Origin of the sequence: Lachnotalea glycerini (assembly GCF_003201285.1) — a bacterium.
Classification (GTDB): Bacteria; Bacillota; Clostridia; order Lachnospirales; family Lachnospiraceae; genus Lachnotalea; species Lachnotalea glycerini.
Genome location: NZ_QICS01000007.1, coordinates 192,146 through 214,084 on the forward strand (window position 1 = coordinate 192,146; position 21,939 = coordinate 214,084).

Below are 21,939 nucleotides of genomic sequence, written 5' to 3' on the forward strand. Positions count from 1 at the left end.
CCCTAAATCACTTTATTATGGCAGTGTCAACCGTGTTAAAACACTAGCACTATTTTGCATTCGCTACTTTCTTCACCTCTACATTGGATACTTTATTGGTACCACTTTGTCTCACTAATAAATAAACAAAACCTATGATTAAAAGAAAAGCTACTACAGTTCCAAGTCCAAAACTACCTGTTGTAATAAGATTTCCAATCTGATATACACACAAGGCTGCAACATAAGCAAGCAATGTCTGATATCCGACAGCAAACCAAAACCATTTCGCGTTATTCATCTCACGTTTAATTGCTCCCATTGCTGCAAAACATGGTGCACAAAGTAAGTTGAATACTAAAAATGAGTAAGCGGAAACCATTGTCAAACTCTGTGCAAGACTGCCCCAAATTTCAGATCCGTTATCTGCCACTTCTGCAAATCCAAATAAAACTCCAAATGTACCCACTACGTTTTCTTTCGCGATTAATCCTGTTACCGCTGCAACCGCAAACTTCCAATTGCCCCAGCCAAGAGGTTTGAATATCCATGCAATTGCTCCACCTGCGGCAGCTAAAATACTATCATTTAATTCCAGTGTATCTAACATTCTAAACTGTCCGTCCACAAAACCAAAACTCATTAAGAACCATAAAACAATGGTAGAAAGAAGGATAATGGTACCAGCTTTTTTTATGAAAGAATAACCTCTTTCCCACATACTTCTTAATATGTTTCCAACAGTCGGCATATGATATGCCGGAAGTTCCATAACAAATGGCGCCGGATCTCCTGAAAACATTTTCGTTTTCTTCAAGATAATACCAGAACATATAATTGCGGCAATTCCAACAAAATATGCACTTGGTGCAACCCACCACGCTCCGTTAAATAATGCGCCGGCAATTAAAGCAATAATCGGCAGCTTAGCCCCACATGGAATAAAGGTTGTCGTCATAATTGTCATCTTTCTGTCACGGTCATTTTCAATCGTTCTCGATGCCATTATTCCGGGCACTCCACAACCACTACCAATTAACATAGGTATAAAAGATTTACCCGAGAGTCCAAATTTGCGGAAAATTCGATCCATAATAAATGCAACTCTGGCCATATAGCCACATGCTTCTAAAAAGGCTAAGAAAATAAACAATACAAGCATCTGAGGAACAAAGCCTAGTACAGCTCCGACACCTGCTACAATACCGTCAAGGATTAAACCCTGTAACCAGTCAGCACATCCAATTGCAGTTAAACCTGCTTCAATTAGTGCCGGGACACCAGGTACATGAACTGCCTCAATTCCAAACAAATTCCAGCCATCACCAAATACCCCATCGTTTGCCCAGTCTGTTGCCCATGTACCTACTGTAGTAACAGATACATAATATACAATAAACATAATTGCAGCAAATATTGGGATTGCAAGCCAGCGATTTGTCACAATTTGGTCAATTTTATCTGAAGTATTAAGCTTTTTCGTTTTGTTCTTTGTACAGCATTCATTTATAATGGATGAAATAAATACATATCTTTCATTTGTTATAATGCTTTCTGTATCATCGTCAAATTCCTCTTCCATTTGCTTGATTTCCTTAGATACATCCGGAACCGTTTTCATCTGGCTTTGAATTTTTTCATCCTTTTCTAGCAGCTTTATAGCAAAAAAACGTTTTTGCTCTACTGGAATATCTAATCCTAATTTTTCTTCCACTGCCTGAATCACTGCCTCTGCCTCGGGAGTAAATTCATGTACTGGTATATTTGCATTTTTTCTTTTTGCAAGCTCTACAGCCTTTTGGGCAGCTTCCATTGTTTTTGTCCCTTTTAGTGCTGATATTTCCACTACTTCGCAGCCTAATCTTTTGCTGAGTTTATCAATATGTATTTTTTCACCTGTTTTTTCTAGTACATCTATCATATTCACTGCCATAATAACAGGTATGCCAAGCTCCATTAATTGTGTTGACAAATAGAGATTTCGTTCAATATTAGTACCATCCACAATGTTTAAAATTGCATCTGGTCTTTCACTAATTAAATAATTTCTGGCTACAACTTCCTCTAACGTATAAGGAGATAAAGAATAAATTCCGGGTAAATCCATTATAATGACCTCTTTGTCTCCTTTTAACTTACCTTCTTTTTTCTCTACTGTTACACCCGGCCAATTACCAACAAATTGGTTTGAACCTGTCAATGCATTAAATAATGTTGTTTTTCCGCAGTTTGGATTACCTGCGAGTGCTATTTTAATTGACATTTTATAACTCCTTCTGCCCTTTGGCCATATTATATCCATGCTATTTCAAGTTAGTTTTGACTAACCTTGTAACAAAAATTATTCCACTTCAATCATCTCAGCATCTGCTTTTCTAAGTGATAATTCATAACCTCTTACTGTCACTTCAACTGGATCTCCTAGTGGGGCTACTTTTCGAACAAATATGTCAACACCTTTTGTGATTCCCATATCCATAATACGTCTCTTCACAGGACCTTCCCCTGTCAATTTTTTCACTCTTACTGTTTCTCCGCAAGCTGTTTCTTTTAAAGTCTTCATAAGGCTCCTTCTTTCTTTCTTAATTTGTATACTCAAAATATGTGATGCATATTTAAAACTATACAATAATTTTATTTGCCATATCTTTGCCTATTGCAACTCTGGAATCTTTCACGTTTACTATCATATTTCCACCGATTTCAGAAATAACAGTAACCAGACCTCCTGTTACAAATCCAAGATTCTCTAGAAAACGCTTCGTTTCTTCCTTACCGCCTACTTTCTTTATTACATTCGGCTCTCCTGTTTTTACCATTGTTAAAGGCATACAAATCATCCTCTCTTTAATTGATAATGATTATCATTTTCTTATTATTAGTATAATAAAACATGCGTTAGTTGTCAAGAACTTTTTTAATAATTTTAAAAATTTTATTCTTAGTTTTGTCAATGCACTCTGTGAAAAATACAATGCTCATGTATTCAATTTTTTACACCTAAATTTGAAAATAGTTGCTTAATGTGTTATACTAACTATAATTTGATTTATCTAACTATTAATAATGTATATATGTGCATTTAATTTTCACAGCTACCACTATGCACGCAATGCACAATGGAGGAAAATATGATTAATGAATCTGCTGAAAATTATTTAGAAACCATCCTAGTTCTAAGCAAACAGCTTCCAGTCGTTCGAGCTGTTGATATTTCAAATGAATTGGGCTACAAAAAATCAAGCGTCAGTATTGCTATGAAAAATCTTCGTGAAAAAAAGCATATTACAGTTACTGACTCTGGTTTTATTTATTTAACTGAATCGGGAAAAGAAATTGCAGAGATGATTTACGAAAGACACCAGCTATTATCTCAATGGCTGATTAAATTTGGCGTTGATGCAGAAATTGCTACAGAAGATGCATGTAAAATCGAACATGTTATCAGCAAAGAAAGCTTCGAAGCAATCAAAAAACATATTAGTAAATTTCATAACAAGTAACATTGTTACTAACTGATTTGGAATTTAGAAAGCAGTCATGCCCGCTATGAATGGGACAATTGACTGCTTAAATTATATTATAGACTCTTAAGCGCAATGTAATTTTGCATGTCTTGCTTTAATAGCCAAAGCTGCTTTTGTGTGGTTGCATTTTCTGTCTGAAAATTAAGCATTTGCCGTAAATAACCTTGTTCCTCTACAATAGTAAGACTAATAGGATATACCAATTCAAAAACCAAAGATATATGTCCTATAATATGATCAATCGGACTTTTCTTTAGCTTATGATTGATTGCATGATGCTCAAAGAAGTTTTCCATAACTTCCGGTGTAATGACAGCCTGCTTCATTTGGCTATCACTGACATCATAAATCGTTTGAAGTGGTATATCCACACTTACCTTTAAAATATCTATTTTATCTGCATCTCTTAATAAGTCACAAAAAAACTTTGTTTCTTGTTTTAAATTCTTTGGAAGCCGATAAGCGTTGTGATAGAAAATGGAGGCTTGAATCAACGCATCATACCGACTGTCTTTACAAAAAGTGCGGATCATTCCCTGCTCAAATAAAAGATGTACCCCATATTCTGCATGGTTTATAGATTCCGAATCAATAAAGGTTCTATAATTTTTTAACTGTTCAAATCTTCCGATATCATGAAGCATTCCAATCAGCCAGGCCAACTCTATTTTCTCCTTTGTTAAGGAAAGTGACTCTGCAATTTGTTCACAAAGTCTTGCAACTCGGTATGTATGTTCTATTTTAAGCCTGATTCTTTCGTCCTCCTGATTATATTTCTTTACATAATTTTGAAATTCTGTCATTACCTCTTCTCTATCAAATAGCATTACTGATCTCCTCCTTTCCATTTTCTGTTCAAATAACGATCAATATGCCATATATTTTCATTATTTAAAATCTGCTGAATCCAATATAATCGTAAACGGTCCATCATTTAAAAGCTCCACCTTCATCTTGGCCCCAAACTCTCCATGTTCCACCTTGGATATTTGTTTTTTACACTCTTCAATGATATATTCATAAAGTTCATTTGCCTTATCAGGACTCCCTGCATTGATAAAAGATGGCCGATTTCCTTTTCGACAATCCGCATATAATGTAAACTGAGATACAATCAACAATTCTCCACCTACATCCTTAAGAGCCAAATTTGTTTTTCCATTTTCATCATCAAAAATTCTTAAGTTTATCAATTTTTTAACTAGACGGTCTGCTTCCTCTTTTGTATCTTCCTGACCTACACCAACTAATATAAGAAGTCCTTTTTGTATGTTTCCTATCACCGCTTCCTCTACGGTGACACTTGCATAATTAACACGTTGTATTACAAATTTCATTTTATATTTCCTTTCCTTTTCTTTTTATCTTCTCAACTTTTATAAATCCAGTACGGCGTCCATACTTCCGGAACGGAAACCTTCTAAGTCCATCGCCACATAAGTATATCCCAATTGTTTCAAATAATCTACTATTTCAGTTTTCATTTCAAGCAAATGGTTCATATCAATTGCATCAACCTCAATTTTTGCAAGCTCATCATGAACTCGAAGCCTGACGTTATAAAAGCCTAGCCCCTTTATATACTCTTCCGCCGCTTCAACCTTTCTCATCTTCTCATAAGACAGTTCACAATCATATGGAAATCGGGTAGCCAGACAAGGAGCAGAGGGACGTTTAGCCACTGATAAACCATATTCTTTCGCTATCTCTCTGATCTCTTTCTTCGTAATCCCAGTCTCTGCAAGGGGGCTCTTTATATTCAGCTCTTTCAATGCCAAAATGCCTGGTCGGTAAACATGTAAATCATCTTCATTTGTACCATCCATAATGGTTTGAATTCCAAGCTCTTTCGCCATTTCAAGAAGCTTCGTAAATAAATATTTCTTACACAGATAACAGCGATTAACCGGATTATTCATAATCCCGGCATTTTGTAATTCATCCACCTCAATAATAGAGTGAATAGCACCAATCTCTTTGGCAAGCTGTTTGGTTATCTCAATCTCATTCATAGGGTGCAATGTTGTATGAATAGTGACCGCATAAACCTTGCGCTTGTTTTTATCTGCTAATTCGCAGGCGGCCTTTAATAATAATGTACTATCCACACCACCCGAAAATGCAATCATAATATCTTCATCGCTGTATTTATCCAGGCATGTTAGAAGCTTTTTCTTCTTTTCCTCTAATAGTTTCATTATCCCTCCTGTAAAAGATTGATTTCATTCTTCGCTATTTCCTTTCCAATAAGCTGGTAGACCTCCTGAAAAGGTATTTTGTGCTTTTTACAAAGCTCCACCACACTTTCATACTCAGGATAGTATCGTGTCTTATTAGAAATCTTACATATCTTAATTTTTACCTCTCCCAAGGAGGTAAAATACTTTTTTATTTCACGCTTTAAAACAGAGCGTTCCATCCTTTGTCTTCTAATTCCAATGGTAGTTGTTTCTTCAAAAATAATCTGCTCTAGATTAGCTATTTCTTCCTCTTTACATAGGACATTCAACTGATATGCAGGGCGATTCTTTTTCATAAAAACAGGAATATAATAAACGTCCTTTGCTCCATTTTCAAACAAGCGTTCCATAACAAAACCAAGTGCTTGAGGACTGCAATCGTCAATATTACTTTCAAGTTTATAAATGATATCAGCTTCTATAGTATCTTCTTCAATCAGCAGTGCCCGAAGCATACTTGGTCTTTCATAATTGCGTTTCCCCGCACCGATACCAATTTTTTTAATTACAAACTCTTTTGGCAATTGATCTGAAGTCTGAATAGCCGCTACTATGGCAGCACCTGTCGGCGTAACAAATTCACCCATGTTCTCTGTAATATGAAGCTTAAGTCCATGTTCCGCTACGATGTTAGAAACAGCGGGAACTGGAACCGGAAGCGTACCATGCTGGCAACGTATAAAACCTGTTCCTTCATATAAAACAGGCACTATCACCTCTTTGACTCCAAGATTGTCAATACATACTGCCGCTGCAACTATGTCAACAATTGAGTCTACTGCACCCACCTCATGAAAATGCACTTGTTCAAGTTCTACGCCATGTGCCTTTGATTCTGCTTTCGCTAATATATGAAAAATTTTACCTGCTATTTGTCTGGCATGCTCTGTCATACTGGTTTTTTCAATAATATCAAGTATTTCTGGTAAGCTACGATGTACATGAATATTCGATTTTATATGATTCAAATGTTTTTTGTCCTGCTCCTTATGAATATCCTTCTCCTCTCCATGTAAATACTCCATATCATGGTCATGATTTTCATGCACTTCATCCAAAATAACCGCAAAATCACATACATCTAATCCTGCTTTTTTTACCCTGCTTATTTTTGTGTGAAAACCGTTAATGGGCAGACTGTTCAATACATCTGCCATTGCCCCTTCGTCTGCTCCCAAATCCAGCAACGATGCAACAAACATATCTCCACTGATTCCAAAACAACATTCTAAATATAATTTACTCTTCATTTCCTGCCCCCAGCTTGTTTATCTGCGTTGCTATGTAACCTGCACCATAGCCATTGTCAATATTAACCACCGCAATTCCGTTTGCGCAAGAATTGATCATAGTCAGAAGTGCAGAAAGACCATTTAGATTGGCACCATAGCCAACCGATGTAGGGACTGCAATAACTGGCTTATCCACAACACCGCCAAGTACACTGGCAAGTGCTCCCTCCATACCTGCTACCGCCACTACACAATTAGCACTTTGGATCACATCCAATCTGGAAAATAGTCTGTGAATGCCACTAACACCTACATCATAAATTCTTTCAACCTTAGCACCAAAAAATTCTGCTGTCTGTGATGCTTCCTCTGCAACCGGTATATCGGCCGTACCTGCTGTACAAACTGCAATTTTTCCTATGTGCTTTTTGTCCTTTCTTTCTATTTTTATGATACGTGACACAGAATCATATTCCACATTTGGAAATTCATTTAACAGCAGCTCATACTGTTCCATTGAGGCTCTCGTTCCAAGAACTTCTCCCTCTTGTTCATAGATTCTACTAAAAATCTGCAATAAATGCTGTTGTGTTTTACCACTGCAATAAATAACCTCTGCAAAGCCGGAACGAATCTTACGGTGGGTATCAAGCTTTGCATATCCCATTTCTTCAAAAGGCTCTCTGCGTAGATAAAGCTGTGCATCCTCAATGGAAAGCTCTCCGCTTTTTACCTTTTCTAATATATCATAGACTTCCACTTTTCTACCCTCTCTATCTTGTAATTAATTTCTTGTTTTCTATTTAAGTTTATCACCTAAAACTTACTATAGGTCAAGTAATAATATTTGTCCACTTTGTCCACTTTTAAAAGGTGTACTAAATATATCATATACACAAATTTGTTGATTTGCAAGCTTTGTCCAAGGTTTTTAGGTATTTAAATGCTTTGCGCTGAATGTAGTCACGCAGTGACGTTTTCCTCTTGCATTCGTGCGCATTGTGTAATATTTCATACGAGGAATCAAAACTTTTATACGTTAACAACAACGTCTCCTATGAAATGAAAAACAGGATAAAACCTATTCGGATTCACCCTGCTTATCGTATATATCTTTTGACTAAGCTAAGCTAAACTAATTATTATCATCACTTAACGTATAACGTAATAATCATATAAGAACTGTTTAGCAGGTCGCCCCACCAACTAAATGAAGTGGTGCATCTAGTATTTCTTGTTTTCGATCGAGTATATCATTGGAGAGTATTTGCTTTTCTACCACTTCAAATCCTATTCTTTCAATTGTGTCTGCAAAACGCTCTCCTGTCTTTCCTTGTTCGCGATATAATAGAATTGTTTTTTCCACTACTTGAAAGAGTTCATCCTCTGAAGTAAAAATTTTATGAATCGGCTGTCCATGGTTTATTTTCTTGCCCCATCTTCCACCGATATAGACTTGAAAGCCGGGGATTCCTTCTTCAATTACATCAAACGGACATTTTTCAATACAGCGTCCGCAGTTGTTGCAAACTTCTTTATCAATCGCTATGATCCCATCCTCTAATTTGGCCGCTTTCATAGGACAGGCCATTTCTACCTGACACTTTTTGCACCCATTGCACATATCTTCATCTACCTTTGGAATGAGCTGTCCTACAATACCAAGATCATTTAAAGAGGGCTTTACACAATTGTTTGGACATCCTCCGGTGGCAATCTTGAATTTATGTGGCAGTTTCACTGTATGATACCCCTCGTAGAAGCGTTTATGTATCTTTTCTGATATAGCAAAGGTATCGTATAGGCCATATTGGCAAGTAGTTCCTTTACAAGAAACAACAGGTCGCACAAGTGAACCGGTACCACCGGTTTCTAAGCCTGCCTGCGCTATAAATTCACGGAAATTATCAATCTGGTCGAAAGGAATTCCCCTCACTTCTACGGTCAGCCGCACAGTAAATTCTACATCTCCATTTCCAAATTTCTTCGCCGCCTGCGCAATTACGGCCGCCTGCCCGGCAGTTATTTTACCATTTATGGTAATGATTCGTCCGTTAAATAAATCTGTTCCTTTATTATTTAAAAAGCCCAATCCCTTTACTCTTTTTATTTCCTCTGGTTTTATTGTACATGCCATAGTTTTACACCTTTCATTTTCTAATTTATTCTACTGTTACATTGGTGAAGCTAATACCGCCTTCTAATACTTTTGTATTTTGATATCCATAATACTTCAAACGATTTTGAAGCAAATATGCTCTTTTTCCTTTATTACATACCAAAAGCAATGGATCCTCCGGTTCAAATCCTGACATCATTCCATTTACACTTGTCAAATCTACATAAGGAGCACCTTCAATTGATGGAACTAAACAGGTATCAATTATTTGATAGCCTTCTGCTTTTTTACTTGCATATTCCTGTGGAGTAAACGTATCAAATACACCGTTAATCTTGTTTTTCAATATATTAACGGTTTGTGTAAATGGGTGAATTGCAGTGGAAAATGGAGGTGCATAAGCTAAATCCATATCCTCCAAATCATTCAAGGTCGCATGACACATCATGGCAGTAACTGTCATATCAATGATCTTATCAACTGCACCCTTTCCTATCACCTGTACTCCAAGAAGCATTAAAGATTTTCTGTCTGCAATCATTTTAATGATAAAAGAAGAAGCTCCCGGCATATAATGCGCCTTATCATCTACCACTGTAATTACACTCACTGCGTTAAAGCCTTCTTTGACTGCATCCTCCATAGTCAGACCTGTTCTGCCTACATTAAATTCAGCCAGCTTACAAATTGCAGTTCCTAATGTACCCTTATAATTAAGTTTTGCTCCTGCTATGTTTTGTGCTACCAAACGACCATTAATGTTGGCAGTAGAGCCCATTGGAGACCATACAGCCTTATTAGTTATTGCGTTGCTTACCATAGCACAATCACCTACTGCATAGATATTCTCATCATTGGTCTGCCCTTTTGCATTGGTAAGAAGTGTTCCTTTTACCATTTCAAGACCTGTACTGTCTAAAAATGCTGTATTGGGTCTGATTCCTGCGCATAGAATCACCATATCGGCTTTAAATGCACGCTTATTTGTTATTACTTTTTCAACCTTTTTATCCCCTTCTATCCGTATTACTTCGGTATTGGTCAGTACAGGAATCTTGTTTTCTGCAAGCTTTGTCTCAATGTATTCTGCGATATCCTGATCAAAACCTGGCAATACTTGATCTGCCATATCCATGACAAAGGGCTTAATCCCTAAGTTCATTAAATTCTCTGCAAGCTCAAGTCCGATATAGCCGGCTCCTACCACTACAGCTCTCTTAACTTCCTGTGAATCCGCCAGTTCGCGAAGCATAATAGCATCCTCTGGTGTTCTCATTACAAATACATTTTTCAGATTAATTCCTTCTATAGATGGTCTAACCGGACTGGCGCCTGTTGCAATGACCAGTTTATCATAAGTATAAACAGTTTCTTCACCCGTTTTGCAATCGATTGCCGTTACCTTCTTCTTCTCCTTATCCACTTTAATTGCTTCTTTATTCGTGAACACCTGTGCCCCAGTTAGCTTTTCGTATTTTATCGGCGTATTCACGATAAGCTGCTCTTTTTCTTCAATAACATGCCCTACATAATAAGGAAGTCCACAACCAGCATACGAAATATTCTCCCCTTTATTTAGTATGATTACCTCATTGCTTCTATCTTCTCTCATTAGCTTTGCCGCTACTTTTGTACCTGCGGCAACACCACCTAAAACAATTATCCTCATTTTTACCTCCGCCTTTCTTTTACTCTTTATACTTTATCCCATTCTATCACTTGCGTAATCAACCGTAAAATAGTAAAATCAAAAGCATGGTATTGGATTTTTCTATAGCAAGAGAAGGAGTAACACGAAATGGCAACCTTAAAACAGCTAAAAACATTTATTGCAGTTGCAGAAACTTTGAAAATGAGTGAAGCAGCTAAGAAATTATATATCTCTCAGCCTACTGTGAGTCAGATTATTGCTGATTTGGAAAAAGAATATAATGAGATATTTTTTAAACGTTACCCGAAACGGCTAGAGCTTACTCCAATGGGAAGACTTTTTTTAGAGCGCGCTTTAAATGTTATGGTAAGCTATGAGAATCTGAATCAATTTATGGAGAATCAAAAAGAGATACGCCCTCTTCGAATTGGTGCTACTCTTACCATTGGAGATACACTGATTAGTGATATCCTTTGTTTATTGAAAGAGAAATATCCGGATATTGAAGCTTCCGTTTTTATTGAAAATACTAAGATTTTAGAGCATCGGTTGGTTCACAATGAGTTGGATATTGCCTTTGTAGAAGGTATTATATTTAATGAAAAGATTGTTACTGAGCCTGTCTTAGAGGATTCTTTGCAGTTAATATACAGCAAAGAGCATCCTTTTTCCCAAAAGGAATGTATCCATATGGAGGATTTACGTAATCAGTCGTTCATTATGCGTGAAATTGGAAGCGGTACACGTTCTATCTTTGAAAACGTTATGAATCTGCATCACATTCCAGTTCATGTTACTTGGGAGTCCTACAGCGCTGCCGCTATTATTGATGCTGTAAAGCATAATCTGGGTATTGCCGTCATATCTGCCCGTTATGTAAAAAACGGCTTTGATTCCGATTTGCTTCATATAAGCCCTATTAAAAACATGCCGCTTCAAAGATATTTTTATATTTGTTATAATAAGTCTCATCCGGTTAACTCACAAATGACAGATTTGATTGAGGTAATAAAAACGATGGTTTAGTTTGTTTTTGATTTATATCGTTTCATTACTGCCTCTATTTCCTCTTCTTGGGGAAGCTCTTTCTTTTCTAATGTGATGGCTAGAAGGTCTTGATATACTTTCTTTCTCTCTGATTGATTTACTATCTCTTCCTTGACTCTTGGTCTTAAATCACCAAGAAAATCTGCCATTTCACCAATTTCTTCCGTGAGAATCTGTTGCATGTAATCCCTTAGGTATTGGGTGATGACAGGGCTTTTTCCTGCACTGCTAATTGCCGCAACTACATCCTTTTCCTTAACATAAGAGCCAAATATAAAACTACAATCCTCAATCTGATCGACTGCATTTACCGCTATACCACGCATTTTACATAACAAAGCAATATCATGATTTGTTTGCTCATCATCGGTTGCAGCAATAACAAGCTGCATCCCCTCTAGATCTGCTTCTTCAAATTCCTTTTCCTTACATATAATTGGCTGGCACTGTCTGATTTTTTCAGATATTGTAGAAGAAACTACAGTAATATCTGCTTCAAAATCCTTTAGAACGATTACCTTGCGATATGCCACCGTCCCTCCTCCTACAATTAAGCAGGGTTTGTTTTTAAGTTCTATAAACATTGGAAAATATGCCATTTCACTTATCTCCTTTATATCAAGCCTACACTATTTTTATTCTTAGCTATATGTCTGCTATTCTTAGCTTATTATCTTTTCATAGTAACATTAATTTGAATATTATTCTATACTTTTTATTGTCTTACCTTTTCATAGATTTTATGTCATAAAACTTTTTAGTATTGATATCAGCAAAGGCTTTATGGTATTATTGTACTAATTGTCTTAGCTAAAAATATATCTTACAGTCTTACTTTACCGATACAGATCGAAGATACTGATTCCCCTGAAAGTTGGTATAAAATGTCAAAACAACCTGATAAAAATAACTTTGTGAAACAGGCAGGAATACTTGCCACTGCCGGAATTATATGCAGAATAATCGGAATTTTATATAGACGCCCATTAACATCACTCCTTGGTCTTGAAGGCTTGGGTTATTATAGTATGGCTTACAATATATATACTATGATTTTGCTTATTTCCTCTTATAGCATTCCCTCTGCTATTTCAAAAGAAATATCCAGAAAACTAATCATTAAAGATTTTAAAAACGCGCAAAGAATTTTCTATGCCGCTTTGATTTATGTCTGTATAGTTGGAGGCTTAGCCAGTCTTTTTACCTTTTTTGGTGCAAACCTGTTAGTAGAAGAAAATTCAATTATTGTCTTGAAAGTTTTTGCTCCTACCATCTTTTTATCCAGTCTACTTGGTGTATTAAGGGGCTACTTTCAGGCACAAAGCACAATGGTTCCAACCTCTATATCACAGATTTTGGAACAAATTTTTAATGCGGTAATCAGCATATCAGCAGCTTATTTTCTAATGAAATCAGTTTCTCATGCGGATACGACCACACAAGCAATCTACGGTGCCGCTGGAAGTGCGGTTGGAACAGGCTGTGGTGTTGTTCTGGCGCTTTTGTTTATGATGCTTGTATATCTGAAAAATAAAAATAGGATACATAAACAAATGCAACAATGTAGCAATATTCAGCTTCAACCATATCGTGAGATTTTCAGAAACATTATTTTTACTGTTACTCCGATTATATTAAGTACCTTTATTTACAATTTAAGCACCTCCTTAAATCAGACTCTCTATACCAAAATTTTAATCTATTTCAAAGGCTTTCAGGAGGAAATTGTCTCCATTCGATATGGTGTTTTTTCAGGTGAAGCAATTGTAATTGCCAATATTCCTATTGCCCTTGCATCTGCCATGGCAGCTTCCATTCTTCCCGGTATTTCAGGTGCCTTTGCGCTAGGTGACAACAAGGGTGCAATTCAAAAAACTGACGTTGCAATACGCTATGGCATGCTAATTTCGATACCATCTGCGGTTGGCCTTTTTGCTCTTGCAAAGCCAATAGTTTTAATCCTGTTTCCGCAAAAGGCGACCATTTGGCAGGCATCTGCTTTAGTCGCATGTCTTAGTATTACGGTAGTGTTTTATTCCTTATCCACAATAACCAATGCTGTCTTGCAAGGAATTGGTAAGGTAAATATTCCGGTACTGAATGCATTGATATCTCTTATTATACAGGCAATTGTTCTGATAACATTATTATTTACCACAAAATTAGACCTGTTTATTCTAGCGATTGCGGCAATTGTTTATTCTTTTTTTATGTGCGTTTTAAACGGAATTTCACTTCGCAAAGAGTTAAGTTATCAGATTAATTTGAAAAAATGCTTTCTGATTCCTTTCTCTGCTGCCTCTATTATGGGGGTATTGGCTTACTTTCTATATAACGGGCTTTACTTTATAACCAAAATTAATGTGGTATCACTTTTTGCTACGATAGCAATTGCGGCTGCAATCTATTTGATTTTACTCTTTCATTTAGGTGGAATAGATAAAAGTGAATTAGAGACTCTGCCTTTTGGAAAGAAAATAAAGGCTTTTACCAAAAATGACGGTTCTGAATAAGCATTCAAAATCGTCATAATGTTTACAAATTATTCTATTTCTTCCTTGTTGTCATAAGCGTCCAATGCAGGTTTTAAGGCTTCGATAACCGTTACACCAACCGCAGGCAGACCAACTAATACAGCACTCTTTACTTCATCTCGACTTGCCCCAAGCTTCTTTGCTGATTTCACATGAAATTCTAAACCACCTGTCATTTTAACTGCTGAAAGTACTGAAATATAAGCAAGCTCATGCGTCTTTTTGTCTAATGCACTTGACTGCGATAGTTGCATGATCATTTTGTTATATGCTTGTCCTGTTTCTTCTGCCTCTTTCATAAATATACTAAATCCTTCTGTCATTCTGTAATCTCCTTTTCCTTTTACAATTTTAATCCGGTAAAACCATACCCATTCTTTATAATTCTCATTTTTACCTTCTCATAATATAAGATGCAAATTTTTTGTAAAAGACTCGGATAAGTAATAAATTAATTGTAACTTTTTTTTACAAGTTCGATTACCTTTTCATACCATTCCTGACTTGGTCTTTGATCGGGCATATTGTTATAGTAATGTAGAATTTTTTGTCTTACATTAGAATCAAAGGAATATCCTCTCTCCTTATAATCCAGAATATCTATTTTTTGCTTCATTTCTTCTTGCAATTGGCTTCTGTTTTGCATAAATTCAATCCAGGCTGTACAACTGCATGGATTGTTTATATCAAGAAAACTGCAATGTCCTTGAAAGAATGATTCCAAATTCATTCTTGCCCGATACAACAGACCCTTCACTGCTTTTTCTGAAAGCCCCAGTATCTCAGAGACTTCATTTTTTGATAGTCCAAACATATCTATGAGAGAAAATGTAATTCTTTGATTGAGCGTCAATTTGCGCGTCATTGCCAAAAAGCATCCATTTCTTAGCTTAATAACTTCCTCTGTTGTCTGGATTTCATCAATCACTAATGGCGAAACATTGATAAGCAGTGTACTATCTTTTTCTAAATCCTCTACGTTTTCAACATAACATATATTGTCCCGCTTCTCTTTTCTTATCATCATACGAAATTCATTAACGCAAATGGTGCGAAGCCACTTTTTAATGGCGATTGGCTCTTTTACATCAGCTATATGCTTCCAAGCTTTGATAAAGGTTTCTTGTGCCAAATCATTTGCATCTTCAGGATTAGATGACAATTTAAGAGCTAAGTTATAAATATAATTCCCATATTTTGTGATAACCACTTCAATCGTGAGCTCATCTTCTGTTGTGTTTTCTTTATAAGCATCTGCTTCTTGCGCAGTATTCTTATCCATAATCAATCACATTTTCCTATCGTGAATAAATGAATGTCATCTCCAAACTCAATTCCAAACCATAATTCATTGTTGCTGTTCACATGAATTGTTTGATACCATGTGTCATTATAAGCGTATTCTTTCAAACGATTGTTATTAAAGCCTAAGAATCCAAATCCTGCAATAAAAATAATTGTACCTGTTAAAATGAATATAAGACTTAACATGATTGCTTTTTTCTTAAAACTTTTTATTTTCATCTTATCACCACTTTCTTTTTAAATAGTGAAACTAATTTAATATTGAATTTCTTATTTATATTAATAAATATCTTTGAAATTTTTACTGTTGCGATACCTAATAAAATTGAACTGCCAACTGATATAATACTGGTTCCTAACTGTATTATGCCAAAAGGTATGCTTTTAAACATAATAAATGGTGACCCGATCACACCAATAATTGATGTTAAGAAAAATCCAAAACAACCGATTCCGGTAATAAAAGGCAGACACCATAAAAGGACATAAATCGAAATTATCATTATAATGCCAGATAGTAGTAAGCTGCCCCATAATGGGAAACCCAGAATTAATAATATAATATTTAAAAATTTGCTGCCGGTAGAAGGGATTTCAATTTTAACACTGTCATGACTTTCTAAAAGTTCCTCTGCTACTCTTTTGGGATCACCAATTTTATTGACCGCATCTTCTTCTGACATACCATTTTCAATATAATCAGAAAGCATTTCATCATAGTATGTAATAAACCTATCTTTATCCTCTTTCTTCATTTTATTCAAATAAAGTGCTAGCTCTTTCAAAAAAACTGCTTTATTCATAATTCTGCTCTCCTTTAATAAAATAATAAATATTCATTACCTGTTTCCATTCCTCCAAGAATTCATTCATATAATCTTTTCCCTTTTCGGTTATTTTATAATATTTTCTTAAACGACTGTTGTGTTCCAACGAATATGTTTCCAGATAGGTACCTGTTTCCAGTCTTTTTAAGATTGGGTACAGTGTTGATTCTGAAATTTCTATGCAGGTAGATATATCTTTAATGATCTGATAACCATAGGAATCAGATTTTTTTAGAACTGCGAGTACGCAAAATTCTAATAAGCCTTTTTTTAATTGAATATCCACGTTACACCTCCTTATGCATTATACTATATATTACATAGTATAATGTGTCAAGTAGTATTTAAACAATTTGTCACAATGAATCTTAAAAATAAAAGAGTAAAAAACTGTATCATGCATTACTTGCATCTTCCATCTTTATGGTTTATAGTATACATTGTGAAATTCCTAAAAAATACAGGTTTCCCAACTATCAATTCGTGTGTTCGTAACCTTCCACACGTAAAACAAAACTAAAGGAGAATATGATGAAAACAAAAAACGTACAATTTATTACCCATGCTGCTGCTATTGCTGCAATTTATGTAGTGATGACAGTTTTTCTAAAACCGCTGTCCTTTGATGCGGTTCAAATCAGATTTGCTGAGGCATTGACCATTCTGCCGTTCTTTACGCCGGCTGCTATTCCCGGACTTTTTATTGGCTGCTTGCTCGGTAATTTCTTAGGAGGTGCCGTGCTAATTGATGTCATTTTCGGCAGCTTAGCTACATTACTTGCTGCTGGTATTTCCTATTCACTTCGAAAATATAAATTTCTCGTGCCGATTCCTCCCATACTCGCTAATATGTTAGTTGTCCCTTTCATATTAAAGTATGCATATGGTGTTCCTCTTACTATTATGTTCATGATACTTACTGTTGGTATTGGGGAATTCATTTCTTGCGGTGTAATTGGAACAATTCTTTTACTTGGTTTAGAAAAATACAAATATATCCTATTTCGAACTTCTATAGAATAAAAGAGGTATCATTTAAGAACAAAAATCATAAATATTTTTATATTGATATGTCTATATTTTTAATTTTATTTGTAATTCACATTTCCTTTTATTTATGTTATACTACATGAAATGAATTTAATTATACTAAATCATTCCCTCCGGTATAAATAAGCCTGAAAGGAGAAAATGATGTCGCAAATAACAAAACGTGCATTAGAAGAATCACTTAAAAAATTGCTTCTAAAAAAGCCTTTGGAGAAAATTACAATTACTGATATCACAGAAGATTGTGGAATCAGCCGTATGACCTTTTATTATCATTTTAAAGACATTTTTGATTTGGTTGAATGGTCTTGTGTCGAAGATGCCGCCAAGGCAATTGACGGAAAGAAAACCTACGATACCTGGCAACAAGGCTATTTGCAGATTTTTGAAGCTGTATTGGAAAACAAGCCTTTAATCACAAATGCTTATCATTCAATCAGCCGTGAACAGGTAGAAATTTATCTCTATAAGCTTACTTATGATTTGTTAATAGGAGTTGTTAATGAACAGTCTTTTGGCATGGAAATTCGTGAGGAGGACAAAAAGTTTATTGCCGATTTTTATAAATTTGCTTTGGTTGGACTTTTGCTCGACTGGATTAAAAACGGGATGCGTGAAGATCCCGGTATAATAATCGACCGGCTCAGTATATTGGTTCATGGAAACATCAGTGCTGCTTTGGATCGGTACCGAACTGATATAATACATCAAAACCATACAAATGATTAAAATTTATACATTCTATCCGTCATGATAAAACTTTTATCATGGCGGTTTCTTTGTTTATGGCATTTCTTTCCTATAAGAGTAAAATAAGATTATTAAAATTAATAGGAGGTATCTATATGTATTATTCAAGCGGTACTTATGAATCATTTGCTCGTCCACAAAAGCCTGAAGGTGTTGACCAAAAATCAGCTTATATCATAGGTTCAGGTCTGGCAGCACTTTCAGCGGCCTGCTATCTTGTTCGTGACGGACAAATGAGTGGCAAAAGAATTCACATTCTTGAAAAAGATCCAATTCCGGGCGGAGCCTGTGATGGTTATCAATATGATAACTTAGGTTATGTTATGCGTGGTGGTCGTGAGATGGACAATCATTTTGAATGTATGTGGGATATTATGCGTTCCATTCCATCCATCGAGACAGAAGGAATAAGCGTTCTGGATGAATACTACTGGCTTAACAAGCACGACCCTAACTATTCTCTTATGCGTGCAACCTTAAATCGAGGAGAAGATGCCCATACGGAAAACAAATTTAATCTTTCTGACAAAGGTTCTATGGAAATTATGAAGCTGTTTTTCACTCCGGATGAAGATCTATATGATAAACCAATCACGGATTTTTTTAGCTTTGATGTATTAAATTCTAATTTCTGGCTATACTGGCGTACTATGTTCGCATTTGAAAACTGGCACAGTGCATTGGAAATGAAACTATATATCAGGCGATTTATCCATCACATCGGGGGACTACCTGATTTTAAAGCACTTCGTTTTACAAAATATAACCAGTATGAGTCAATGATTCTTCCTATGATTAAATATTTGGAAGCACATGAGGTTCAATTCCACTACAATACCAAAGTTGTAAATGTTGAATTTGATATACAATCTGATAAAAAAATAGCAAAATCTGTATCTGTTATTAGAGATGGAAATGATGAAACAATTGATTTAACTGAAAATGACTTAATCTTTATTACCAACGGAGGCTGCGTAGAAAATTCTACTCTTGGCGATCAAAATCATCCGGCATTATTTAATAAAGAAATCAAAGAAGGCGGAGGCTGGGATATGTGGCGTAAAATTGCAGCACAAGACCCATCCTTTGGACATCCTGACAAGTTTTGCTATGACCCGGAATTAACAAACTGGATGTCAGCTACTGTAACTACTCTAGATGACCGTATTCCTCCATACATACAAAGTATATGTAAAAGAGATCCTTTCAGCGGAAAAGTAGTAACCGGCGGCATTGTAACCGTAAAAGATTCTAACTGGCTTCTTAGCTGGACCTTTAACCGCCAGCCACAGTTTCGCAATCAACCAAAAGGACAGCTTGTAGGATGGATTTATGGCTTATTCAGTGATAAACCGGGTAACTATATCAAAAAGCCAATGCGTGATTGTACCGGTAAGGAAATTTGCATGGAGTGGTTATACCACATGGGCGTACCTGAAAATGAAATTGAAGATATGGCGTCCAACAGTGCCAATACTATTCCTTGTATGATGCCATATATTACAGCTTTCTTCATGCCACGAAGTACTGGTGATCGTCCGGCTGTTGTTCCGGAGGGCAGTGTTAATTTTGCTTTCCTTGGTCAATTTGCCGAAACAGCCCGTGACACTATATTCACAACCGAATATTCCATTCGTACCGGAATGGAGGCTGTTTATACTCTTTTGAATGTAGACCGCGGTGTACCTGAGGTGTGGGGCAGTGTATTTGATGTTCGTGATTTACTCAATGCGACGGTTCAGCTTCGAGACGGCAAAAAAGCAATTGATATGAATCTGAGCTTGAAACAGAAATTAGCACTTAAGGACTTGCTAAAGAAAATAGAAGGAACTGACATTGAGAAACTTCTAAAGGAATATCATATTATTTAATAAAACGACACCTACATAACTAACTTAAATTTGTAAATTAATATAAAAATCCCAGGATATTTAGCTATTCTGGGATTTTTATATTAATTTTCTTTTCCTACTGTACAAAGAGAAATGATCTAGACTTTAAAACCAAACTAATATTTATGCCTTCTCATGGCTTAATGTTTGCACATATTCTTCAAAATCACTTTTTATAATGCTTACATGTGGGCCATAAATAATTTGAACTCCCGTGCCTTTCTTTATAATACCTTTAGCACCTGTATCCTTTAATAATTGATCATCTATAACCAAAGAATCAACGACTGTTAATCGTAATCTGGTGGCGCATGCATCAATATCCACTAAATTTTTTTCGCCGCCTATTCCTTTCAAAATCATAGCTGATATATAATTTTCTTTAGATACTTCTGTATTCACTTCCCCATCTATTTTATTTTTTTTATTATAATCTTCCCTAGTATATAGCTTAATTTCATTTTCATCCTCTTCACGTCCTGGAGTAGCTAAATTAAATTTGATAATGAAAAATTTAAAAATAAAATAATAAGCTGCTGCATACCCAATAAAAACAGGTATGATTCGAAACCAATTTGTCTTTGCATTTCCTTGAAGCAAGCCATACAACGTGAAATCAATAAAGCCGCAGGAAAAAGTTGTACCAATGCAAATATCGAAAGCATGGCAAATTATAAAGGATATTCCTGCTAATACACAATGTAACACATACAATGCAGGTGCAACAAACAAAAATGTAAATTCAATTGGCTCTGTAATTCCTGTTAAGAAAGATGTAAGTGCTGCTGAAAGAAGCAAACCGCCTACAATTTTACGGTTTTTGGGTTTTGATGTTTTGTACATTGCAAATGCAGCTCCTGGCAGCCCTGCCATCATAAAAGAATACTTTCCAGTCATAAAACGACATGCCTCCACACTAAACTTTACCGTATGAGAGGATGCCAGTTCTGCAAAATAAATATTCTGAGCTCCTGCAACAGTAACTCCATCTATCACAGCAGTGCCACCTAGTCCTGTTTGCCAAAACGGAATGTAAAATACGTGATGAAGTCCAAATGGAATTAATGCACGTTCTATAAAGCCAAAAATAAATGTTCCTGCATAACCTGAGTTTGTAACCAATCCACCTGCTGCAAAAATACCATTTTGTACTATCGGCCATATATAAAAACATACAATACCAACTAAAATATATACTAAAACAGAAATAATGGGAACAAACCGGATTCCCGAGAAAAAGGAGAGGGCTGCTGGTAATTTTTGCTTATAGAAACGATTATGTAATGCGGCAACACCAATACCTACTATTATACCGCCAAATACTCCCATTTGTAAGGAACTGATGCCACATACATCCGTAAGTGCCCCACTTAACACTTTATCGGCATAACTTCCATCTGAAAGAATATAACCGTTTAATTTTAGCATTGCATTAATGGTCGTATGCATAACCAAAAAGGAGATTGCAGCAGCCAAAACTGCTACACCTTTTTCATTTTTTGCCATACCAAGCGCAACTGCCATAGCAAAAATAATTGGAAGATTTCCAAATATAACACTTCCAACCTGAGACATAATCGTTAACAAAGCGTTTAAAACGGTTCCCGAACCCAATAATCCTTCTAAATGATACGATGTTATGGTGGTTTGGTTGGTAAAGGACGCCCCAAGTCCTAATAATAAACCAGCAATTGGCAAAATTGAAACCGGCAGAAAAAATGCTTTTCCAATTTTTTGAACTGTTGCAAATACTTTTCCATTCTTTTTTCTTTCCATATTTTAAACC

At 35.8% G+C, this 21,939-nt stretch carries 23 protein-coding genes; 6 read left to right on the top strand and 17 right to left on the bottom strand.

Annotated elements, in window-relative coordinates; all coding sequences use genetic code 11:
- Positions 1 to 49: 49 nt before the first annotated feature.
- The 3 genes from feoB to C8E03_RS14025 all read right to left on the bottom strand — a co-directional run bounded on the left by feoB (position 50) and on the right by C8E03_RS14025 (position 2,810).
- Positions 50 to 2,242: a ferrous iron transport protein B gene (gene feoB / locus C8E03_RS14015; RefSeq protein ID WP_110291310.1), complete on the bottom strand. Its 2,193-nt coding sequence runs from the start codon at positions 2,240 to 2,242 to the stop codon at positions 50 to 52.
- A 78-nt stretch (positions 2,243 to 2,320) separates the two neighbouring features.
- Positions 2,321 to 2,542, bottom strand: a complete 222-nt coding sequence (locus C8E03_RS14020) for a FeoA family protein (protein ID WP_094377507.1) — start codon at positions 2,540 to 2,542, stop codon at positions 2,321 to 2,323.
- A gap of 58 nt (positions 2,543 to 2,600) precedes the next feature.
- Complete coding sequence (locus C8E03_RS14025) at positions 2,601 to 2,810, bottom strand: FeoA family protein (RefSeq protein ID WP_094377506.1); 210 nt, start codon at positions 2,808 to 2,810, stop codon at positions 2,601 to 2,603.
- 300 nt (positions 2,811 to 3,110) lie between these two features.
- On the opposite strand from C8E03_RS14025, the gene C8E03_RS14030 reads away from it, so the two are divergent.
- Positions 3,111 to 3,482, top strand: a complete 372-nt coding sequence (locus C8E03_RS14030; protein WP_094377505.1) for a metal-dependent transcriptional regulator — start codon at positions 3,111 to 3,113, stop codon at positions 3,480 to 3,482.
- Positions 3,483 to 3,559: 77 nt separating this feature from the next.
- Here the strand turns inward: C8E03_RS14030 and C8E03_RS14035 are convergent, their stop codons facing one another.
- The 7 genes from C8E03_RS14035 to C8E03_RS14065 all read right to left on the bottom strand — a co-directional run bounded on the left by C8E03_RS14035 (position 3,560) and on the right by C8E03_RS14065 (position 10,766).
- Positions 3,560 to 4,333, bottom strand: a complete 774-nt coding sequence (locus tag C8E03_RS14035) for an HD domain-containing protein (RefSeq protein WP_094377504.1) — start codon at positions 4,331 to 4,333, stop codon at positions 3,560 to 3,562.
- A gap of 60 nt (positions 4,334 to 4,393) precedes the next feature.
- Positions 4,394 to 4,843, bottom strand: coding sequence for a D-aminoacyl-tRNA deacylase (gene dtd, locus C8E03_RS14040; protein ID WP_094377503.1), 450 nt, complete (start codon positions 4,841 to 4,843; stop codon positions 4,394 to 4,396).
- A 39-nt stretch (positions 4,844 to 4,882) separates the two neighbouring features.
- Positions 4,883 to 5,704: an ATP-dependent sacrificial sulfur transferase LarE gene (gene larE / locus C8E03_RS14045; RefSeq protein ID WP_094377502.1), complete on the bottom strand. Its 822-nt coding sequence runs from the start codon at positions 5,702 to 5,704 to the stop codon at positions 4,883 to 4,885.
- Positions 5,704 to 6,996 (bottom strand): nickel pincer cofactor biosynthesis protein LarC, encoded by a 1,293-nt coding sequence (gene larC / locus C8E03_RS14050; protein ID WP_110291311.1) that lies wholly within the window; start codon positions 6,994 to 6,996, stop codon positions 5,704 to 5,706. Before larC ends, larE begins: the two co-directional genes overlap by 1 nt.
- Positions 6,986 to 7,738, bottom strand: coding sequence for a nickel pincer cofactor biosynthesis protein LarB (gene larB / locus C8E03_RS14055; RefSeq protein ID WP_110291312.1), 753 nt, complete (start codon positions 7,736 to 7,738; stop codon positions 6,986 to 6,988). Before larB ends, larC begins: the two co-directional genes overlap by 11 nt.
- 426 nt (positions 7,739 to 8,164) lie before the next feature.
- On the bottom strand, positions 8,165 to 9,115 hold the full coding sequence (locus C8E03_RS14060; RefSeq protein ID WP_094377499.1) for a 4Fe-4S dicluster domain-containing protein: 951 nt from the start codon (positions 9,113 to 9,115) through the stop codon (positions 8,165 to 8,167).
- 25 nt (positions 9,116 to 9,140) lie between these two features.
- Positions 9,141 to 10,766: an FAD-dependent oxidoreductase gene (locus tag C8E03_RS14065; RefSeq protein WP_094377498.1), complete on the bottom strand. Its 1,626-nt coding sequence runs from the start codon at positions 10,764 to 10,766 to the stop codon at positions 9,141 to 9,143.
- Between the two features lie 129 nt (positions 10,767 to 10,895).
- Here C8E03_RS14065 and C8E03_RS14070 point away from each other — a divergent pair, with 129 nt between their 5' ends.
- Positions 10,896 to 11,774, top strand: a complete 879-nt coding sequence (locus C8E03_RS14070; protein ID WP_094377497.1) for a LysR family transcriptional regulator — start codon at positions 10,896 to 10,898, stop codon at positions 11,772 to 11,774.
- Here the strand turns inward: C8E03_RS14070 and C8E03_RS14075 are convergent.
- Positions 11,771 to 12,394 carry a precorrin-2 dehydrogenase/sirohydrochlorin ferrochelatase family protein gene (locus C8E03_RS14075; protein ID WP_094377496.1) on the bottom strand — a complete coding sequence of 208 codons (624 nt, stop codon included), beginning with the start codon at positions 12,392 to 12,394 and terminating at the stop codon, positions 11,771 to 11,773. The genes C8E03_RS14070 and C8E03_RS14075 overlap by 4 nt on opposite strands.
- 285 nt (positions 12,395 to 12,679) lie before the next feature.
- Between C8E03_RS14075 and C8E03_RS14080 the strand changes: the two genes are divergently transcribed.
- A complete protein-coding gene (locus tag C8E03_RS14080; RefSeq protein ID WP_110291313.1) occupies positions 12,680 to 14,308 on the top strand; it encodes a putative polysaccharide biosynthesis protein in 1,629 nt (542 codons plus the stop codon).
- A 29-nt stretch (positions 14,309 to 14,337) separates the two neighbouring features.
- Here C8E03_RS14080 and C8E03_RS14085 read toward each other — a convergent pair whose 3' ends face one another.
- The 5 genes from C8E03_RS14085 to C8E03_RS14105 all read right to left on the bottom strand — a co-directional run bounded on the left by C8E03_RS14085 (position 14,338) and on the right by C8E03_RS14105 (position 16,747).
- Entirely contained in the window at positions 14,338 to 14,652 is a 315-nt protein-coding gene (locus C8E03_RS14085) for a carboxymuconolactone decarboxylase family protein (RefSeq protein ID WP_094377494.1), read from the bottom strand.
- A gap of 128 nt (positions 14,653 to 14,780) precedes the next feature.
- On the bottom strand, positions 14,781 to 15,611 hold the full coding sequence (locus C8E03_RS14090) for an RNA polymerase sigma factor (protein ID WP_110291334.1): 831 nt from the start codon (positions 15,609 to 15,611) through the stop codon (positions 14,781 to 14,783).
- 2 nt (positions 15,612 to 15,613) lie between these two features.
- On the bottom strand, positions 15,614 to 15,853 hold the full coding sequence (locus C8E03_RS14095) for a hypothetical protein (protein ID WP_094377493.1): 240 nt from the start codon (positions 15,851 to 15,853) through the stop codon (positions 15,614 to 15,616).
- Positions 15,850 to 16,437, bottom strand: a complete 588-nt coding sequence (locus C8E03_RS14100) for a DUF1700 domain-containing protein (RefSeq protein WP_094377492.1) — start codon at positions 16,435 to 16,437, stop codon at positions 15,850 to 15,852. Before C8E03_RS14100 ends, C8E03_RS14095 begins: the two co-directional genes overlap by 4 nt.
- Positions 16,430 to 16,747 carry a PadR family transcriptional regulator gene (locus C8E03_RS14105; RefSeq protein ID WP_094377491.1) on the bottom strand — a complete coding sequence of 106 codons (318 nt, stop codon included), beginning with the start codon at positions 16,745 to 16,747 and terminating at the stop codon, positions 16,430 to 16,432. Before C8E03_RS14105 ends, C8E03_RS14100 begins: the two co-directional genes overlap by 8 nt.
- 245 nt (positions 16,748 to 16,992) lie before the next feature.
- Between C8E03_RS14105 and C8E03_RS14110 the strand changes: the two genes are divergently transcribed.
- The 3 genes from C8E03_RS14110 (at position 16,993) to C8E03_RS14120 (ending at position 20,132) form a co-directional block, all read left to right on the top strand.
- Positions 16,993 to 17,484 carry a QueT transporter family protein gene (locus tag C8E03_RS14110; protein WP_094377490.1) on the top strand — a complete coding sequence of 164 codons (492 nt, stop codon included), beginning with the start codon at positions 16,993 to 16,995 and terminating at the stop codon, positions 17,482 to 17,484.
- Between the two features lie 171 nt (positions 17,485 to 17,655).
- A complete protein-coding gene (locus tag C8E03_RS14115) occupies positions 17,656 to 18,240 on the top strand; it encodes a TetR-like C-terminal domain-containing protein (protein WP_094377489.1) in 585 nt (194 codons plus the stop codon).
- A gap of 116 nt (positions 18,241 to 18,356) precedes the next feature.
- On the top strand, positions 18,357 to 20,132 hold the full coding sequence (locus tag C8E03_RS14120; RefSeq protein WP_094377488.1) for an oleate hydratase: 1,776 nt from the start codon (positions 18,357 to 18,359) through the stop codon (positions 20,130 to 20,132).
- Between the two features lie 144 nt (positions 20,133 to 20,276).
- Here C8E03_RS14120 and C8E03_RS14125 read toward each other — a convergent pair whose 3' ends face one another.
- Complete coding sequence (locus C8E03_RS14125; RefSeq protein WP_094377487.1) at positions 20,277 to 21,929, bottom strand: PTS transporter subunit EIIC; 1,653 nt, start codon at positions 21,927 to 21,929, stop codon at positions 20,277 to 20,279.
- Positions 21,930 to 21,939 lie beyond the last annotated feature (10 nt).

Bases quoted from the DNA above. Each gene is read 5' to 3' on its own strand.
- feoB (WP_110291310.1), bottom strand. From the start codon at position 2,242: ATGTCAATTAAAATAGCACTCGCAGGTAATCCAAACTGCGGAAAAACA.
- C8E03_RS14020 (WP_094377507.1), bottom strand. From the start codon at position 2,542: ATGAAGACTTTAAAAGAAACAGCTTGCGGAGAAACAGTAAGAGTGAAA.
- C8E03_RS14025 (WP_094377506.1), bottom strand. From the start codon at position 2,810: ATGCCTTTAACAATGGTAAAAACAGGAGAGCCGAATGTAATAAAGAAA.
- C8E03_RS14030 (WP_094377505.1), top strand. From the start codon at position 3,111: ATGATTAATGAATCTGCTGAAAATTATTTAGAAACCATCCTAGTTCTA.
- C8E03_RS14035 (WP_094377504.1), bottom strand. From the start codon at position 4,333: ATGCTATTTGATAGAGAAGAGGTAATGACAGAATTTCAAAATTATGTA.
- dtd (WP_094377503.1), bottom strand. From the start codon at position 4,843: ATGAAATTTGTAATACAACGTGTTAATTATGCAAGTGTCACCGTAGAG.
- larE (WP_094377502.1), bottom strand. From the start codon at position 5,704: ATGAAACTATTAGAGGAAAAGAAGAAAAAGCTTCTAACATGCCTGGAT.
- larC (WP_110291311.1), bottom strand. From the start codon at position 6,996: ATGAAGAGTAAATTATATTTAGAATGTTGTTTTGGAATCAGTGGAGAT.
- C8E03_RS14060 (WP_094377499.1), bottom strand. From the start codon at position 9,115: ATGGCATGTACAATAAAACCAGAGGAAATAAAAAGAGTAAAGGGATTG.
- C8E03_RS14065 (WP_094377498.1), bottom strand. From the start codon at position 10,766: ATGAGGATAATTGTTTTAGGTGGTGTTGCCGCAGGTACAAAAGTAGCG.
- C8E03_RS14070 (WP_094377497.1), top strand. From the start codon at position 10,896: ATGGCAACCTTAAAACAGCTAAAAACATTTATTGCAGTTGCAGAAACT.
- C8E03_RS14075 (WP_094377496.1), bottom strand. From the start codon at position 12,394: ATGGCATATTTTCCAATGTTTATAGAACTTAAAAACAAACCCTGCTTA.
- C8E03_RS14080 (WP_110291313.1), top strand. From the start codon at position 12,680: ATGTCAAAACAACCTGATAAAAATAACTTTGTGAAACAGGCAGGAATA.
- C8E03_RS14085 (WP_094377494.1), bottom strand. From the start codon at position 14,652: ATGACAGAAGGATTTAGTATATTTATGAAAGAGGCAGAAGAAACAGGA.
- C8E03_RS14090 (WP_110291334.1), bottom strand. From the start codon at position 15,611: ATGGATAAGAATACTGCGCAAGAAGCAGATGCTTATAAAGAAAACACA.
- C8E03_RS14095 (WP_094377493.1), bottom strand. From the start codon at position 15,853: ATGAAAATAAAAAGTTTTAAGAAAAAAGCAATCATGTTAAGTCTTATA.
- C8E03_RS14100 (WP_094377492.1), bottom strand. From the start codon at position 16,437: ATGAATAAAGCAGTTTTTTTGAAAGAGCTAGCACTTTATTTGAATAAA.
- C8E03_RS14110 (WP_094377490.1), top strand. From the start codon at position 16,993: ATGAAAACAAAAAACGTACAATTTATTACCCATGCTGCTGCTATTGCT.
- C8E03_RS14115 (WP_094377489.1), top strand. From the start codon at position 17,656: ATGTCGCAAATAACAAAACGTGCATTAGAAGAATCACTTAAAAAATTG.
- C8E03_RS14120 (WP_094377488.1), top strand. From the start codon at position 18,357: ATGTATTATTCAAGCGGTACTTATGAATCATTTGCTCGTCCACAAAAG.
- C8E03_RS14125 (WP_094377487.1), bottom strand. From the start codon at position 21,929: ATGGAAAGAAAAAAGAATGGAAAAGTATTTGCAACAGTTCAAAAAATT.